The organism is Arcicella sp. GW822-FHT02H01 (assembly GCF_058802005.1).
This window is the reverse complement of sequence record NZ_JBXANT010000001.1, coordinates 3,057,594-3,074,284: the sequence shown is the minus strand read 5'-3', so window position 1 is coordinate 3,074,284 and position 16,691 is coordinate 3,057,594. Positions and strand designations below refer to the sequence as shown.

Here is a 16,691-nt window from a genome sequence, read left to right as displayed (position 1 = left end):
ACCAGATTCGTGATGAAGCTAGTGGTTTTGATATTAATGCAGCAGAAATTAAAGAGAATTGAGCCTTATCTGAAAATAGGTACTTGCTAATAAAGCAATTTTTTGGAAATCGGGTACCCTGATTCTCTCATTTTGTATTTTGGAGGCAGGACAAAGTTTTATTTTATCAAATAGCCTCAGATAGTATCTATACGCCAGATATACCCCTGATTTTGCCCCTTTGGGCAATGCAAGGATTCCTCGCAAAGCAGCATCAAAATCTGCTTGGATATCATCTTCAATCATTTTTTTATCTTCCAAAGTAAAATTTCTGAAATCTACGTTCGGAAAATATGTTCGTCCTCTTTCTTGAAAATCTGACTTAATGTCTCTTAAAAAATTAACTTTCTGAAAAGCAGAGCCTAATCTTCTTGCATCGTTTTTCAATACCTCATACATGGCGGTATCTCCTTCACAAAAAACCCTTAAACACATCAGCCCCACTACTTCGGCCGAACCATAAATATATTCCTTATATCCCTCTTGATTATAGTCGGCAAAATATAAATCCATTTCCATCGAATGTAAAAATGCTTCAATCAACTCGTGGTCAATTTTATACTGGTTCACAATCAACTGAAATGAATGCAACACAGGATTCAGGCTAATCCCTTCTTTAATACATATATACGTTTCGGCTTTAAAACGACTCAATAATGTTTTTTTATCAAAGCCATCAAAGGTATCTACGATTTCATCAGCATAACGAACAAAACCATAAATCGCATAAATTGGTAAATGAAAACGTTTATCTAAAGTTTTTATGCCTAAAGTAAAAGACGTGCTATAATGTTCAGTAATGAGCTTACTACATCCGAGGGTTGTCTTTGTATATAAATCCATGTGGTTCATTAACTGGTAGTTGATTTTATTTGCTGAGTTTGTACTAAACTTTGAATGCCTTACTTACTTCTTCAGCCACTACTATGCCCGAAATCAATGATGGTGGTACACCAGGCCCTGGGACGGTTAACTGTCCTGTATAAAATAAATTGTTAACTTTTTTGCTCTTCAAAGATGGCTTTAAAAGAGCTGTTTGCATCAACGTATTTGCCAAACCGTATGCATTACCTTTAAAAGCATGATAGTCAGTTTTGAAATCGTTATGGGCATAACTTCTTTTGAAAACCACTGAATCCCGAATAGGAACACCGCAGTATTTCTCTAGTCGTTCCATGATAATATGATAATATTGCTCGCGAGTTTCATCCGTATCTATTAAATCTGGGGCTACAGGTATCAACAAAAATAAATTTTCACAGCCTTCGGGAGCAACACTGACATCTGTTTTTGACGGAGCAGAGACATAAAACAATGGTTTTGATGGCCACTGTGGTGCCGTATAAATCTCATGGGCATGCACCTTGAAATCTTCGTCAAAAAATAAATTGTGATGTAATAATTTAGGAATCTTTTTATTAACCCCTACATAAAATAAAAGCGACGAAGGAGACATCACTCTTGAATTCCAATAATCTTCATCATAATTTTGGAATTCGTCTTCTAGTAATTTATCCTCCACATGATGATAGTCGGCACTAGCCACCACTATATCAGCTATAAATTCTCCCTGATTAGTAATTACTTTTTTTACTGTACCTTTTATTACCTCTATTTTCTGAACCTCATGATTTAAGCGTAGCGCTACTCCCTTCTCCTTTGCCAAAGCAACCATTCCTTCTACGATTTTGAACATCCCCCCCATCGGATACCAAGTCCCCAATTTCATTTCAGCGTAATTCATTAAGCTATACATCGCTGGAGTGTTTTCGGGCGTAGCCCCTAAAAACAAAATAGGGAATTCCATTAATTTTAAGATTCTCTCGTCTTTAAAAAACTTGCGAATGTGTGTGGCGAAAGATTGGAACACATCTAAACGAACTACATCATATAACAATTTCAGGCTCAAAAATTCTGTAATACTCACAGAAGGCTTCCAGACAAATTGATTCATTCCTACATCATATTTGTATTCAGCCTGACGCAAAAATTCTTGAAATTTTTCTTTACTTCCCGCTTCCATTCCTTCAAACAAATTACCTAATGCATCAAGGCTCGCTGGCAGCTCTACTGTCTCATTCTCTCCGAAAATCACCGCATAAGAAGGATCTAGGCGAACTAAATCGTAATAGTCGGATGGTTTTTTATTAAACTTAGCAAAGTAATTCTCGAAAACATCAGGCATCCAATACCAGCTTGGACCCATATCAAAAGTAAAGCCTTCTGCTTTAAAAACTCTTGCCCTTCCCCCCGCCATACTATTTTTCTCTAAAATAGTAACCTCGTATCCTTTATCTGCTAAACTTGTTGCAACTGATAATCCCGAAAAGCCTGACCCTATTACTATTACTTTCATTGAACAATATTCCCGAAGGAGATTTATGCATTTCCTTATTAGCTTCTAACAAAGATAAACTTGTTTTGTTTGATTGATTTTTAATTAATGAATTTTTAAGACAATCAGCATAACAAAAAAGTCGAACTATTGCCCGACCTTTTGTGGAATTCTTCTGTTAACCAAAAACTAATACATTGTGGTGTTTCTGACTTGCAATAACCACAATAGTGATTTAGTTGATGAGAGTTCTTGGTAATGATGAAGCGTAACTCAAACAATCAACTAATACGAGTACATGTGTAATCTATCCTTTAACTCTTTACGAGCAATGTGAATTCTATTCTTAACTGTTCCGATTGGAATATCTAGTTTCTCTGCAATTTCATGATATTTAAACCCTCTGAAATACATGATAAAAGGGGTTTTATAAGAATCTTCTAAGGTTGATATAGCATAATTGATATCATTCATGGCAAAAGCACTATTAGCTAAATTGTCGGTGCTACTTTCAAGTGAATTGATATAATGTAGGTTATCCGAGGTGTCTATGAAAGTATTCTTCCTAATCATTCTTTGATAATTAGTGATGAACGTATTTTTCATAATAGTGTACAACCATGCCTTTAGGTTAGTACCCTCTGTGTATTTATCGCGATTAGTAAAGGCTTTTAATAAAGTATCTTGTAGTAAATCATTGGCTTCTTCATAGTCTCTTGTGAGTTTCATAGCGAAGGGCTTTAATGATTTTGATACTTTTCCGATATGATATGTAAATTCTAATGTTGTCATAGGTTTAAGTTGTTGATGTTTTGTTTAACAAATATATATATTATATAAACAAAAAAGCAAATATTTTCTAAATTAATTTTATGATAACATGATAATTATCAGTTTAATTAAATTAATTTAACCTATAAAACATTATTATATAGCAAGAAAATGACGCTTCCATAGAATTATTTTTGTTTAATAAATTTCAAATTAAATTAAACAAAAATAATTCTATGGACATATTAAATAATTGTATGTGATGTATATCTTTTTATTAAATGATAAACTATAATAAATTTTAATGCAATATTGTTGCAAATATTAGAAATCGATTGCCAAAATATCAGTAAATTGCATGCTCAATCTTCATCATCGTTCATGAAAAGCATATATTATTTTATACTTACGGTATTTATCTTAAAAGGGATTTCCACAACAGCACAATCTCAAAATTGTTTTTGCACACTTCAAGGCGTAGTCCACGAAAAAGATATTCACCAAGTAGTGCCTGGTGCTGTTATTTATATTAAAGGCACTAACATCTCCACTTTTACAGATGCTAAGGGTATATATTCATTTAAAAATCTATGCCAAGGGAATTATGTGTTAATCTGTCAAGCAGTAGGTTTCCAGAAAGTGGAAGTCCCAGTCAACCTCACTACAGAACACCATGAAGATTTTTCTTTAGAAGATAAAGATGAACATTTGCAGGAAGTAGTAGTCAGTGGCAAAAAAGTACAGGATGTTACACAATCAAAAGGCATCTTAGAAGGACAAGCCCTAGATCAAACCCGTGGGCAAAGTCTGGGTGAATCCCTAAAGGGCATTACTGGTGTAACTACCCTGCAAACGGGAAGCTCTATTTCCAAACCCATCATTCATGGAATGCATTCAAACAGGGTGTTGATTTTAAATAATGGTATCCGTCAGGAAGGACAACAATGGGGCAGTGAACACGCCCCCGAGATTGACCCCTTTGTCGCCAAAAAACTAACCGTTATCAAAGGAGCGGCTGGCGTACGCTACGGCTCGGATGCTATTGCAGGCGTTATCATGGTAGAACCCGCCCCCCTACCCGACTCTGTTAATATTCATGGTGAAATCAATACGGCTGGTTTTTCAAATGGAAGAATGGGTGTATTTTCGGGTATTGCAGAAGGCGGCTTGGCTCAACTAAAAGGTTTTTCTTGGCGTGTGCAAGGCACTTATAAACGCGGAGGTGATTTGAAAACGGCCAATTATTACATGGCCAATACAGGAGTACAAGAAAGGAATTTTTCTGTAGCGCTTGGCTACAACAAAATACATTATGGTAGCGAGCTATTTTTTAGTTATTTCGATACTCAATTGGGCATTTTTGCAGGTTCACACATTGGTAACACAACAGACTTACAGAATGCTATCAATAACCCCCAACCTAACGAAGCATATACGCCGACTTCACCAAGTTATAACATCAACCGCCCCAACCAAGACTTAGCCCATCATTTATTAAAGCTAAAGAGCTTTGATATTGCTGAAAATTTGGGGAAATGGACACTCACACTGGCTCGTCAATATGATTGGCGTTTAGAGTATGACGTTCCGAGAGGAAACAGAAATCTTAATACCTTAAATTTTAAGCTTACGACGTATACAGGTGAGTTGTTGCTCGACCATAAACCACTTTTCAATAAAATTGCAGGTTCCGTAGGTATCAGTGGGATGTATCAGGAAAACCTTTCCTCCTCTTATGAATTGAAAAAACCCTTGGTGAATACCGTACTCATTCCTAATTATCAAGTAAGTACGGTTGGAATATTTTTGATAGAACGTTATTTGAAAAATCGTTGGGAATTTGAAACTGGTCTCCGCTATGACCTTAGAAATGCTGAGGCTTATGGACTTACCTTCAATAATCAGGCTTACAATAATTCATTTAGCTTTAATAATTTTTCGGCTACTGCTGGTGCTACTTATACGCTGAATAATGAATGGGATTTTAAATTCAATGCGGCTCTTGCTTGGCGAGCGCCCAATATGAATGAATTATTTTCTGATGGCATTCACCACGGAGCGGCGGCTTATGAGAAAGGGAATATCAACCTCCAGCCCGAAGTGGCTCATAATTTAAGCTTTTCTGCCAATTATAGTAGCGAAAAATTTAGTCTGGAATTTAGTCCTTACTTGAATTTTATTGATGATTTTATTTATCTAAAACCTCGTTCTGAAAATGGCGTATTGCAAACTGTGCTTACTGTACGTGGAGCTTTCCCTGCCTTTGACTATACCCAAGTAAACGCTCGCTTTGCAGGAATTGACCTCTCTGCCAATTATCTGATTACTGAGAAAATCTCAATTACTGAAAAGTATTCGATGGTAAGAGCCAAGGATATTTTAGATAATCAATACATGGTAAATATTCCGTCCGACCGTCTGGAAAGTACTTTAAAATACGACTTCAAAAAGCATGGAGCCTTTATCAGTATCAGCAATTCATTAGTAGCCAAACAAACCCGAGTAGAAGCAAATAGCGATTTCCTTCCTCCTCCGCCAGCCTACAGCCTTTGGAAAGCAGATGCAGGTTTTACTATCAACAAAGTGAGTATTGGTTTAAGCGTAAGCAATGCCTTTAACCTATCTTACCGCGAATACCTTAATCGTTTTAGGTACTTTACGGATGATATGGGGAGGAATGTTTCGGTTAGGGTGAAGTATGGGTTTTAGAAGGAAATACAATTTGTATTTAGATAGACAAGAACAGAAAAAAGATAATTTGAATATTGCTAAAAAAAACAAAAAGAGTAACTTTGGATAGAATAACAATCTAAATGGAATTAGATAATATTAAACTATACCGTATGACACATATTGATAATATACCTCATATTCTCAATCATGGCATTACTCATAGGAATTCATCTAATGCGAATCCGAACTTTATTACTATTGGTGATTTAAGCTTAATTGATACAAGAAGTACGAAGCAAGTAAATGTGGATAATGGAGATTTTTCAAATCAGAATTTTAATACTATTATTTTGGGTGATTTCATTCCATTTTATTTTGGAGTAAAAATGCCAATGTTATATGTAATACAAAATGGTGGAAATTTTGTAGAAAAAGCAACTCAGCCAGAAGACATTGTCTATCTTGTATGTTCATTAAAAATGATAGTCAATTCGGAAATAAAATATTACTTTAGTGATGGTCATGCAACGGATAAGTTTACTTCTTTTTATGATAATAGTAAAATTCAAGAGTTAGCCAATATAATTGATTGGAGCTCTATAAAAGCTAATTATTGGGGAGGACAAGAAAACTTAAATACAAAGCGAAATAAGCAAGCAGAGTTTTTGGTATCAGATAATTTATCTTCTGAACTAATAATTGGATTCGGCTGCTATAACGACAAAGCCTATCGAAAATTAATTGATTTGGGGATTGAAAATGAAAAAATAAAAATTATCCCAAAGGCTTATTTTTAAAATGAAGGAATTATGATAAAGTACATCACTGGAAATATTTTAGAAAGTAAAGCACAATCTTTAATCAATACCGTAAACACAGACGGTGTTATGGGTAAGGGAATTGCTTTGCAATTTAAAAAAGCCTATCCAAATAACTTCAAAGCCTACGCTGAGGCTTGCAAGAAAGAAAAAATAGGTATTGGCAAATTATTTGTATCAAAGGATAGTAATATAAGTTCAGGGGAAAAAATAATAATCAATTTTCCTACTAAACAAAGCTGGCGAAAACCATCAGAATATAGTTTTATTGAACTGGGACTAAATAATTTGATTGAGGTTATTGAAACAAATCAAATTAAAAGCGTTGCTATTCCCCCACTTGGTGCAGGAAACGGAGGGCTAGAATGGGAGAAAGTAAAAAAAATAATAGAACAAAAACTCAATCATTTGGAAACCGACATTTTTGTTTACGAACCAACTGCTGAAATTATAGAATATCTAAAACAAGAAAGGGTTAAACTAACCGATGCTAGAGCATTGTTGCTTTACGTATTATATGATTTAGTAAAGAATGGTGAATATGTATCTGAATTCGCTAGTGAAAAAGTATGCTATTTTCTACAAAGGTTTGGAGCTAAAAAGTATTTCAAGCTTGAATTTGAACCTAATTTTTATGGTCCTTATTCTGGAAAAGTAAGGTTTGTTCTAAATGCATTGAATGGTAGTTATATTATGGGCTATAGCGATATGAACAAGAAACCTTTTGAACCATTAACATTAGTGGGTGATGGTTATGAAACTGTAAAGAGTCAAGTTGAAAGTAATAATGAACTTTTTGAGATTGCTGAAAAGACAACAACTTTTTTGAATGGATTTTATTCAGATTTTTCATTAGAACTGCTATCAAGCATTGACTATATAACTATTAATAGGAGTTTGAATAAAGAAGAAGTTATTCAAAAATTAGCAGAGTGGAGCGATAGAAAACGAAGCTTGTTTTCAAATCCAAAATATATAGCATTATCAATTAATCATATTCAAAATGCAGATTTTGTTTAATTAATATTTTTATTGTGCTAAAATAAGCTTGAAGAAATTGTCAAGCTTATTTTAGGATTTAATAATAGACTACTCCCTCTCCAAACTCAAAGCATACATAGCAAATGACCCTAACCAATGGTCGCCTCCATAATTTCCATTTGCAATATTGGGTAAGGTTTTTTGTAAAAATGTCGTAGCCTTTTCTTGAAATTGTTTCTTGCGTGAGTCTGTAGTGGGTAATTGCTTGGCGATGCCTAATAAACACCAAGCTTTACTTAATGCTAATCCATCTAAATGTACAATTTGATAATCAGAACGGTCGCTTACAATGGGTAATTGTAGTACGTTTTTAAGCCCTTCTGCTGTGTAAAATTGATTGAACCATTTTTGAAATGCTTGTGGTGTTAATACTCTTCTCATCAAATCTGCAATTTCAAGACTGGGCGATAGAAAGTCTGTTCCATCTGGCTCAAGGGTAGCAGCAACGGCTTTATTAGTGAGATAATAGTCTTTGCTTCGTTGTACTAATAATTGTTCAAAAGAAGTATTTTTAGTCGTACGAGCCCAATCTAGCGCAAACACCATCCCAAAGGCCGTATTAGGGTGTACGCCTGTTCGGTTAGGATACGTTTGTTTAGGTAAGTATTCCGTCCATTTTTGTACGATTACTTGTGTCAAAGGTTGTAAGCTTTTATGCCAACGTTTGGCCATTGGATTATCCCAAGTCAATAATTCTTCGTCTAATTTGAGCAACCAAGCCCACCCGTAGGTACGTTCAAAGCCTTTTGCAAGCTTATATTGGCTAAAGTAATCTGCTTCTTTTTGTAGATTTTCTGCTAAAAAACTACTTTCTAACACCGCAATGATTTGCTGTGTTTCAGGTAAATTGGGGTAAGTCTTGAGTATCTTTACCAACATCCAATGCCCATGAACGGAAGAATGCCAATCTAAACAACCATAAAAGGCTGGATGCAATTGTTTCGGACTAAGTGTCACTTCTTGTGCCGTTTCTATCGTATGATTGGGTTTGTTGGGATATTCTGTTTGAATACAATGCAGGGGCAGATTTGCTAAGAATGAAGCTCCCTCCGCACTTAGCCCTACTTTACTCCCGTCTTTTGATACCGTTAAATATTGATTTTGTTGCCCATAAACTGATAATCCGCAAGCTAACAACGCAGTGAGTAATACATTTTTGATAATCATGGGTAAGGTTTTTAATTGTTGATTGGTTTATACTATTTTTGAATAAACATTGATAAAGTGTTATTAGAAAGGTATCGATACTATTTCTATTTTGCAAAAATTTTAATCATAAAGTCAACAAAGAAGTCTATATGGTGTTTTAAAATAAAGAGATAGTCCTTCATTTTTACAAAACTATTTGACCTAGTAGCGTTCTCCACCTTGTTTAAAAAACAAACTAAACCGATATTAAAAAGCGCAAATGAGCCAAGCATTAAGACAGCATTTTGAGAAAATCAGCCCCTTAACAGACCAAGAGTTTGATTATATCTTGTCGCACTTTACCACAAAAAAACTAAAGAAACATCAGTTTTTGGTTCAAGAAAACGAATTTGTGTTCAACGACTATTTTGTAATCAAAGGATTGTTAAAGGCTTACTATATTTCCCCTGAAGGCAAAGAACATATCTTACAGTTTGCTATGGAAGACTGGTGGGTAACTGATTATCAAGCGTATTTCAATCAGTCAAAAGCTATCCTTAATATAGATTGTATTGAGCCTGTCGAGGTTCTTTGTTTATCGCTTGACAACCGTGAAAAGATTTGTGCTGAACTTCATAAAATCGAACATTTTTTTAGAAAGAAATCTAATATGGGATATGTTGCTTTACAACGAAGAATATTATCTCTTTTAAATAATAGTGCAAAAGAGCGATATGACCAATTGCTCAAACAATATCCTACCCTTTTTCAGAGAGTTCCCAAAACTGTAATTGCTTCTTATTTAGGTGTTTCCAGAGAAACATTGAGCCGTCTTTCTTCATAATATGTGACATACATCACATCAAACTTGTGATATACTTCCTGTGCTAAACGCCCTAATGTGCTGAATTTTGTACTGTAATATTAAAACAGTCAACAATGAACAGCACATTAAAAAGTATTTTAACAAGCATAATGCTGATAGCAGGATGCACCCTAATATTGGGTATTAACAACACAAAGGCACAAATATTAAAATCAAAGAAGATGAATAAGAAAATTTTATTCGTGGTAACTAGCCACGACAAAAAAGGCAACACGGGACAACCAACAGGCTATTATCTTGGAGAAGTTACGCACCCTTGGGAAGTATTACATAATGCAGGATATGAAATTGATTTTGTGAGTCCCAAAGGAGGAAAAGCTCCTGTTGATGGTTTCGATTTAGCAGATCCTATCAACAAAAAGTTTTGGGAAGATGCCGAATATCGCCACAAAATTGAACATACGATGAAGCCTTCGGAGGTTAAACCTGACGAATATATTGGTATTCTGTATGCAGGTGGACATGGAACAATGTGGGATTTTGCTGATAATACAGCGTTAGCAACCATTGCTACTAAAATCTATGAAAACAATGGTTTAATAAGTGCTGTTTGTCATGGTCCTGCGGGATTAATAAACATCAAATTGAGTAATGGGAAATATCTAGTAGATGGCAAAAAGATTAATGCTTTTACCAATGAGGAGGAAATTGCTGTGGGTCTTGAAAAGGTAGTGCCGTTTAGTTTAGAAAACAAACTTATAGAACGGGGAGCAAAATTTGAAAAATCAGGACTTTGGCAATCACACGTAATAGTTGACCAACGCGTGATAACTGGACAAAATCCACAGTCGGCACACGCTGTTGGTGTGGCTACTTTAAAAGAATTACAACAATTAAAATAATTGAAGGACTACCCATTAAGGTTAATAAAAGCCTTAATGGGCGTTTATTCAAGTATATGTTCATTAAGTTTTACCCTTGCTTCACTCTCTGATAATTTCTATCATCATTGACATAGATTTTCACTGATTTTATTTTATGTTTGTAAATAGTAAATAGATTTCCAAACTAATAAAACCACAAAATCAATGTATCAAAAACCATCAGCCGCTTTTATCGGAGCATCATGGGTTGCCTTAGGCACAGGAATGGTAGGCTTTCTTATAGGACTTTGGAGATCTGAGATGTTACTTAATGAAATAGGATATTATTTCACCGTATTAATGTACGGACTTTTCTCTGTTATCTCTGTTCAAAAAAGTGTTCGTGACCGACTTGAAGGTGTTCCCGTTACAGATATTTACTATGGGCTTAGCTGGTTCTCTACTATTTTATCAATCCTCCTCTTAGTCGTTGGACTTTGGAATGCCACTTTACTACCAAGCGAAAAAGGCTTTTATGCATTTGCCTTCCTACTATCTATTTTTGGAGCTATTGCTGTTCAAAAAAATACTAGAGATTCTTTGAATGCAGAAAAGAAAGACTAATACAAGGTTAAAAATCTAATAGATTCAATACTAATAACACTGTTGAGACACAGTGTTATTATTGTTTTATAATCCTCTCATTCTATGCTTCAAGAAACATTCATCATTTTACTGACAAAATATTCAAGCAACCATGAGCTTATTAATGAACTATGGTTGGAAATTGAGAAGCACTATTCAAGCAAAAAAAGATATTATCATACATTACAGCATCTTGATAACTTATTAATACAACTCAATAAAGTAAAAACAAGTATTCAAGATTGGGATACTGTGCTATTCTCGCTTTACTATCATGATATTATTTACAATGCTTTAAAATCAGATAATGAAGAAAAAAGTGCTGAATTAGCTGTTAATAGAATGCAACAACTTGCTATTCCATCTCAGATGATTGAGGTTTGTAAACAGCAGATTTTAGCAACAAAAAGCCATTTGATTAATCAACAAACTGATACTAATTATTTTACAGATGCTGACCTTTCTGTACTTGGGCAAGACTGGGAAATCTATTTTGAATATTGTAAAAATGTAAGAAAAGAATATTCTTATTATCCCAATTTAATTTACAATGCTGGACGGAAAAAGGTATTAAAGCATTTTTTAGCAATGGACAGCATCTATAAAACTGATTATTTCTTCAACGAATTTGAAAAACAAGCGAAACAAAACCTCATGAATGAATTAGCGTTACTTTAATTTTGCAAACGACCTATCCTCTTATTATGACATCGACTAAAACCTATATTATTTTATTGATTTGCCTTTCTTTATTCGCAGTTTCTTGTTCAACAACTAAATCTTCATTTGGAGTCAGTACTATTGATATTAGTACCGATACCACTAAAGCAAAACAAGAAATTGCTAACATTAGAAGCTTAGAAAACGACCTCTTTGATACAAGTACATTTGTTGGCAAAGAAAATATTATCATAAAGTATCGTCTATTTAACCCTAAATCTACTGACAAGTTACCCTTAGTTATTGTATTTCATAGTGCAGGGCGTCCCATAGGAGATGATAATAAAGCTCAGCTCGGAGTATTAGCTAAACTTTGGTTACTTCCCGAAATTCAAAAGAAATATCCAGCTTATGTTTTAGCTCCTCAATTCTCAACCCGTTCATCAGATTACGCTTTGGATAAGCATCGAAATATCCTTACATCAACACCTCGGAACAACTTACATACTGCCTTACAATTGATAGACTCTCTAAAACAAAGTCTTAATATTGATACCACTAGAATATACGTAGTAGGATTTTCTATGGGAGGGTCAACTGTCATTAACGCACTGTCTGCCAGACCAACACTATTTGCCGCTGGCGTCAGTATTGCAGGAATCCCACAGTTTGATAATAATAAGCAATTATCAAAAATCCCTATTTGGTTAATTCACGGTATTGATGATACGGAAAATCCTATCGATAGCGACGACATCTTTTATAAGGAGATTAACACGAACTATAAAACTAGATTTTGGAGACTTAAACAAACTACACACGACAATATTTTTCTAAGACAAATATTAGGAGAAACAATACCAGAGTGGTTGTTTAAACAACGGAAAAAATAAAAATTTTCTGATATTGTAGAAATTCTAACAGTGTCGTAACTTCAACTAATCATTACATTTTTAGACTTATACAACAATCAAACACTTTTTTAGCTCCTTATTTTAATATCATCATGAACAAAATATTCCTCATTACTTTATTCTTATGTTCATCTTTTAAGGATACTGTTTTTGCTCAGACAGATGCTTTAAAAGTCAACATTGAGCAAATCCTCCAAACAAAAAAAGCTACTGTAGGGCTAGCCGTTTATGGACTTGAAGACAAGGACACTTTAAGCATTCATAATACCACGCATTTCCCGATGCAAAGTGTCTTTAAATTTCATATTGCTTTGGCGGTTTTGAACGAAGTTGATAAAGGACGTTTTACGTTAACACAAAATATTTTTATCAAAAAAAGTGATTTATTACCCGACACTTGGAGTCCGCTGAGAGATGATTATCCAAATGGTGATGTAAATGTTTCTTTAGATAAAATTCTTGGTTATACTGTCTCTCAAAGTGATAATAATGGGTGTGATATATTACTCCGACTTATTGGGGGAGAAAAGGTCGCTAATCGATACCTCCACAGTATTGGTATAAAAGATGTAGCAATCTTGGCAAACGAAGAAGCCATGCACAAAGATTGGGCTGTGCAGTTTTTGAACTGGACGACTCCACAAGCGACCATCGCATTGCTTAAAAAGTTTTATGAAAGAAAAATTCTATCTCAAAAAAGTCATGATTTTCTATGGAAAATCATGGTTGAAACTTCAACGGGTAAAAACAGAATCAAAGCTCAGTTACCCTCAGGAACAATAGTGGCTCATAAAACAGGAACATCTGGTACTAATCAAGCAGGAATAACCTCTGCAATCAACGATATCGGTATTGTAACTTTACCCAATGGTAAACATTTTGCTATTTGTTTTTATGTAGCAAACTCTAAAGAGAATGAACAAACCAATGAAAAAATCATTGCCGATATATCGAAGTTAGTCTGGGATTATTACATCAATAAGAGCAAAAAATAGTTGTTAGGGCTAAATGTAAAGACATGAGTCATCCCAAATTTTCTAATAAATAGCGAGTTTTAGAAGATTTAGGGTTTATTGTCGTCCTTACTTTTTGCCTTGATGCAAAAAGTAACAAAAAAATCAAGAATTCCTAAACTCGCTCCGCTCAAACAGTAGGAATTCGGAGAACATTAAGCAAAGAGAAGCGATCTAAAGTTAGTTTTAGACCGCTTCTTTTTGCTTTTAAAAGTGGAGATGACCCATTTTACTATCCATTTATCCTGTTAGCGGAAGTTAACGATATAACTGAGCTCGTTTCTAAATTCATTAAAACTTGTCTGACTAGAACCTGGTGTTGGCTTGTTAGAGGTATAGAAAAGTGCTGTCCTCAATTGTTGTCGCTTGGTTATATTATAGCTGACAAGCCCTGTTGCACTGATGAGTAAACTTTTACCTTGTTCCGTAATACCTTGTGTCAACGAGTTATTCACGTTAACCTGTAATTTTTTTATGAATGTACCATAAAAGCCTAAGGTAACCCCTTGATAAGTATTGTTTAATACCGTACTCGTTAGTTCAGTTCTATTAATATTTACAAAAGCACCCATGCTCTTTTTAGGGAAATTAATTGAATAGTTAGCCATGTATTGCTTCGTATCAATCGTTCTGTTTGACGCTTCTCCGCTAGTAATTATCTGGTTAAAATCACTGAGTTGATTCTGAGATGCCGAAACGCTGATAGTCTGAATCAGATTAGGCTTAATAATCGTATAACGTGGCGATACAGTAGCATTTTGAGTAGTTTGCACAATACGCAACGAATCTGGATATAAACGCAGTGTATTAGGCATCTGATTGTTCGAGAAGTTACTATAGTTCATATCCAATGCGAATGCCTGAGAGATATCCAGACTTAGGCTACCCGAGCCGATAATTCGTTTATTCGTCGACCGTTTTTGATTCAGTAAGTTATCGTGCTGAAACCCTAAACTACCACTTATTCTCAACCTGTTTTTAAAGATATTCAGGCTAGGCCCAAACGTCCATGATTCAACATCTGAATTGAAGAAATACGAGCCCATCGTTTTGTATTCAGGGTCAATGCGTTTATAGTCAACCTTAAGCCTATAGTTTTTAGCACGGTAACTTAATGAAGCATCCAATGCAGTATAAAATTCGGTAGTGCCATTTACATCAATATATTTTCTTATGTCTTGAACCGCTTTGCTATCTTCGGCAATGGCAATAGGCGAATTAAGGTCACGGGTATAAACACTTACTGCTCCCCTTGTTTCTAACGTTAATCTTTTGAAGAAGGTAATGCGCGTATTATAGCCCAATACATTGTTTGAGGCAGGTGCTATATATTGGTCTGCTTTTACATCTTTACGGGAGACCGTCGTGCTATCATCCCTGGCTTGTAAATAACTGAATTCAAAAAATGCATTGTCAGTACCATAGCCTATTTTACCTGCATAAGCTGTTCGCGAGAATGAGTAAGGCACTAACGCTTGTGTAGTAGTATCAATCGTAGTAGCACGGTTCAGCTTACCATACATAAATCCTACGCGCAGTTTGCCAGGGTGTAGTTCTACTCCTCCTCCCAATATCGTGTGACCACCCAATGTATATGGCGAATAGTCAATATTGCGATAACCACCATGCAAGGTAATCCATTTGTAGGTAGGGCTAATACCAAATTGGTTAAAGGGCTGCCTAAAAGAGCGGTCGGCTTCGCTATACGTACCCGAAAAAGGAATACTTAATCCATAAATATTTAACGTAGCTGCCACGTTGAACAGGTACGAAAACGGCTGACGGCGATTTGCGATACCGCTCGCATCATAAAAAGTCCCACGGCTTTCGAAAGTACCATTAAGGCTCACAGGCTTTTGCCCTCTAATATTCGAAAAATCCTGAGCAGACGCTGGAATAAGGGTTGAAACAACGATGAATAGTATTACACAACCATAGCATCTCTCCCCAAAAAATTTAATTAGAGTAAAAGTTATTTTCATAAGTACAACAACTAATTACAAAAGCTCAGGAAATTCGCTATATATAATTGATTATTAGAGTGTTAAAATCGGTTTTATTGATATTAAAAAAGATTTTCATCTACGATTACCAAAGCATGTAGTATCAAAAACCTATTATATTTTTTGCTTTATCAAAATCTTTTAGAGGCAAGTACAGTACTTATAAAAGTGGTAATAACATAGTATTACAACTGTTTAAACAATTGAAAAAACACATCTTTATAGTTTCGACCAATCGGGATTTCTTCTTCCCCGAGGTGAACCATATTTTCATTAAATGCCGTAAGATAATTTACATTAATAGCGTATGATCGGTGTATTCTCACAAATCGTTCAGTATTAAAAATATCAATCACATTTTGTAAGGAGTTTTTTATAACATACCGTTTTTCAGTGCTTTGAATATAGGTATAGTTGCCATCAGCCTTTAAATACTGAATATCTTCAAAAGACACTTTGGTGTATTTATAATTCTGCTTAATAAATATGGCATTGTTAAAATGCAAAATACCTTCTTGTTCTGTTGGTTCTTTTTTGACAACAGCTTTTTCTCGTACATCTACTACAGAAGGTTGAAGTTGCGAAAAATGATACATCGCTAATTCAATGGCTTTACGCAAGTCATGAATACGAAAAGGCTTAATTAAATAAGCCGAAGGCATTGTAGCCTTAGCTCTTTCAAATGTGCTATTATCAGAATAAGCAGTAACATAGATAAAAGGAATCTTTTTAAAAGCACTCAACTGTGTTGCTGTTTCGATACCATCCCAATCTCCTTTGATATGAATATCCAATAAAATCAAATCTACATCTTCTCCTTTAAGTATTTCAAGAGCCTCTCTTCCGTTATCTGCAACTGCCACAACTTTAAACCCTTCTTGTTCAAGGCTCTCTTGTAGTTCAAGGGCTACTATGCCCTCGTCTTCTACAATTAAAATACTTACTTTGGTATGCATAAATTA

The 16,691-nt window shown here is 34.8% G+C and carries 15 protein-coding genes; 9 read left to right on the top strand and 6 right to left on the bottom strand.

Annotated features, from left to right (window positions below; translation table 11 throughout):
* Nucleotides 1-48: 48 nt before the first annotated feature.
* The 3 genes from AC1RNE_RS13065 to AC1RNE_RS13055 form a co-directional block, all read right to left on the bottom strand.
* Nucleotides 49-891, bottom strand: coding sequence for a phytoene/squalene synthase family protein (locus AC1RNE_RS13065; RefSeq protein ID WP_492801380.1), 843 nt, complete (start codon nucleotides 889-891; stop codon nucleotides 49-51).
* A 34-nt stretch (nucleotides 892-925) separates the two neighbouring features.
* Nucleotides 926-2,395, bottom strand: a complete 1,470-nt coding sequence (gene crtID / locus AC1RNE_RS13060; RefSeq protein WP_492801379.1) for a bifunctional phytoene desaturase/3,4-desaturase — start codon at nucleotides 2,393-2,395, stop codon at nucleotides 926-928.
* A gap of 264 nt (nucleotides 2,396-2,659) precedes the next feature.
* Complete coding sequence (locus tag AC1RNE_RS13055) at nucleotides 2,660-3,166, bottom strand: RNA polymerase sigma factor (RefSeq protein ID WP_492801378.1); 507 nt, start codon at nucleotides 3,164-3,166, stop codon at nucleotides 2,660-2,662.
* Between the two features lie 360 nt (nucleotides 3,167-3,526).
* Between AC1RNE_RS13055 and AC1RNE_RS13050 the strand changes: the two genes are divergently transcribed.
* The 3 genes from AC1RNE_RS13050 (at nucleotide 3,527) to darG (ending at nucleotide 7,656) form a co-directional block, all read left to right on the top strand.
* Nucleotides 3,527-5,854, top strand: a complete 2,328-nt coding sequence (locus AC1RNE_RS13050) for a TonB-dependent receptor (protein ID WP_492801377.1) — start codon at nucleotides 3,527-3,529, stop codon at nucleotides 5,852-5,854.
* A gap of 134 nt (nucleotides 5,855-5,988) precedes the next feature.
* On the top strand, nucleotides 5,989-6,615 hold the full coding sequence (gene darT, locus AC1RNE_RS13045) for a type II toxin-antitoxin system toxin DNA ADP-ribosyl transferase DarT (RefSeq protein ID WP_492801376.1): 627 nt from the start codon (nucleotides 5,989-5,991) through the stop codon (nucleotides 6,613-6,615).
* 12 nt (nucleotides 6,616-6,627) lie between these two features.
* Nucleotides 6,628-7,656, top strand: coding sequence for a type II toxin-antitoxin system antitoxin DNA ADP-ribosyl glycohydrolase DarG (gene darG, locus AC1RNE_RS13040; protein ID WP_492801375.1), 1,029 nt, complete (start codon nucleotides 6,628-6,630; stop codon nucleotides 7,654-7,656).
* 69 nt (nucleotides 7,657-7,725) lie between these two features.
* On the opposite strand, the gene AC1RNE_RS13035 is transcribed toward darG, so the two are convergent.
* Nucleotides 7,726-8,844: a DUF2891 domain-containing protein gene (locus AC1RNE_RS13035; RefSeq protein WP_492801374.1), complete on the bottom strand. Its 1,119-nt coding sequence runs from the start codon at nucleotides 8,842-8,844 to the stop codon at nucleotides 7,726-7,728.
* Nucleotides 8,845-9,085: 241 nt separating this feature from the next.
* Here AC1RNE_RS13035 and AC1RNE_RS13030 point away from each other — a divergent pair, with 241 nt between their 5' ends.
* The 6 genes from AC1RNE_RS13030 to bla all read left to right on the top strand — a co-directional run bounded on the left by AC1RNE_RS13030 (nucleotide 9,086) and on the right by bla (nucleotide 13,708).
* Complete coding sequence (locus AC1RNE_RS13030; protein ID WP_492801373.1) at nucleotides 9,086-9,649, top strand: Crp/Fnr family transcriptional regulator; 564 nt, start codon at nucleotides 9,086-9,088, stop codon at nucleotides 9,647-9,649.
* A 95-nt stretch (nucleotides 9,650-9,744) separates the two neighbouring features.
* Nucleotides 9,745-10,533: a type 1 glutamine amidotransferase domain-containing protein gene (locus AC1RNE_RS13025; protein WP_492801372.1), complete on the top strand. Its 789-nt coding sequence runs from the start codon at nucleotides 9,745-9,747 to the stop codon at nucleotides 10,531-10,533.
* 186 nt (nucleotides 10,534-10,719) lie between these two features.
* On the top strand, nucleotides 10,720-11,118 hold the full coding sequence (gene yiaA / locus AC1RNE_RS13020; RefSeq protein WP_309924142.1) for an inner membrane protein YiaA: 399 nt from the start codon (nucleotides 10,720-10,722) through the stop codon (nucleotides 11,116-11,118).
* An 84-nt stretch (nucleotides 11,119-11,202) separates the two neighbouring features.
* Nucleotides 11,203-11,817 (top strand): HD domain-containing protein, encoded by a 615-nt coding sequence (locus AC1RNE_RS13015; protein ID WP_492801371.1) that lies wholly within the window; start codon nucleotides 11,203-11,205, stop codon nucleotides 11,815-11,817.
* Nucleotides 11,818-11,843: 26 nt separating this feature from the next.
* Nucleotides 11,844-12,692, top strand: a complete 849-nt coding sequence (locus AC1RNE_RS13010) for a carboxylesterase family protein (protein WP_492801370.1) — start codon at nucleotides 11,844-11,846, stop codon at nucleotides 12,690-12,692.
* A gap of 113 nt (nucleotides 12,693-12,805) precedes the next feature.
* The gene (gene bla / locus AC1RNE_RS13005) at nucleotides 12,806-13,708 is read left to right on the top strand and encodes a class A beta-lactamase, subclass A2 (RefSeq protein WP_492801369.1); all 903 of its coding nucleotides are present in this window, start codon (nucleotides 12,806-12,808) and stop codon (nucleotides 13,706-13,708) included.
* Nucleotides 13,709-13,974: 266 nt separating this feature from the next.
* On the opposite strand, the gene AC1RNE_RS13000 is transcribed toward bla, so the two are convergent.
* On the bottom strand, nucleotides 13,975-15,708 hold the full coding sequence (locus AC1RNE_RS13000; protein ID WP_492801368.1) for a hypothetical protein: 1,734 nt from the start codon (nucleotides 15,706-15,708) through the stop codon (nucleotides 13,975-13,977).
* 206 nt (nucleotides 15,709-15,914) lie between these two features.
* A complete protein-coding gene (locus tag AC1RNE_RS12995; protein WP_492801367.1) occupies nucleotides 15,915-16,685 on the bottom strand; it encodes a LytR/AlgR family response regulator transcription factor in 771 nt (256 codons plus the stop codon).
* Nucleotides 16,686-16,691: the final 6 nt, after the last annotated feature.

What these genes read in the sequence shown, in the direction of transcription:
- AC1RNE_RS13050 (WP_492801377.1), top strand. Translation starts at nt 3,527, where the DNA reads ATGAAAAGCATATATTATTTTATACTTACGGTATTTATCTTAAAAGGG.
- AC1RNE_RS13025 (WP_492801372.1), top strand. Translation starts at nt 9,745, where the DNA reads ATGAACAGCACATTAAAAAGTATTTTAACAAGCATAATGCTGATAGCA.
- AC1RNE_RS13055 (WP_492801378.1), bottom strand. Translation starts at nt 3,166, where the DNA reads ATGACAACATTAGAATTTACATATCATATCGGAAAAGTATCAAAATCA.
- AC1RNE_RS13030 (WP_492801373.1), top strand. Translation starts at nt 9,086, where the DNA reads ATGAGCCAAGCATTAAGACAGCATTTTGAGAAAATCAGCCCCTTAACA.
- AC1RNE_RS13010 (WP_492801370.1), top strand. Translation starts at nt 11,844, where the DNA reads ATGACATCGACTAAAACCTATATTATTTTATTGATTTGCCTTTCTTTA.
- AC1RNE_RS13035 (WP_492801374.1), bottom strand. Translation starts at nt 8,844, where the DNA reads ATGATTATCAAAAATGTATTACTCACTGCGTTGTTAGCTTGCGGATTA.
- yiaA (WP_309924142.1), top strand. Translation starts at nt 10,720, where the DNA reads ATGTATCAAAAACCATCAGCCGCTTTTATCGGAGCATCATGGGTTGCC.
- AC1RNE_RS12995 (WP_492801367.1), bottom strand. Translation starts at nt 16,685, where the DNA reads ATGCATACCAAAGTAAGTATTTTAATTGTAGAAGACGAGGGCATAGTA.
- AC1RNE_RS13000 (WP_492801368.1), bottom strand. Translation starts at nt 15,708, where the DNA reads ATGAAAATAACTTTTACTCTAATTAAATTTTTTGGGGAGAGATGCTAT.
- AC1RNE_RS13065 (WP_492801380.1), bottom strand. Translation starts at nt 891, where the DNA reads ATGAACCACATGGATTTATATACAAAGACAACCCTCGGATGTAGTAAG.
- AC1RNE_RS13015 (WP_492801371.1), top strand. Translation starts at nt 11,203, where the DNA reads ATGCTTCAAGAAACATTCATCATTTTACTGACAAAATATTCAAGCAAC.
- darG (WP_492801375.1), top strand. Translation starts at nt 6,628, where the DNA reads ATGATAAAGTACATCACTGGAAATATTTTAGAAAGTAAAGCACAATCT.
- bla (WP_492801369.1), top strand. Translation starts at nt 12,806, where the DNA reads ATGAACAAAATATTCCTCATTACTTTATTCTTATGTTCATCTTTTAAG.
- darT (WP_492801376.1), top strand. Translation starts at nt 5,989, where the DNA reads ATGACACATATTGATAATATACCTCATATTCTCAATCATGGCATTACT.
- crtID (WP_492801379.1), bottom strand. Translation starts at nt 2,395, where the DNA reads ATGAAAGTAATAGTAATAGGGTCAGGCTTTTCGGGATTATCAGTTGCA.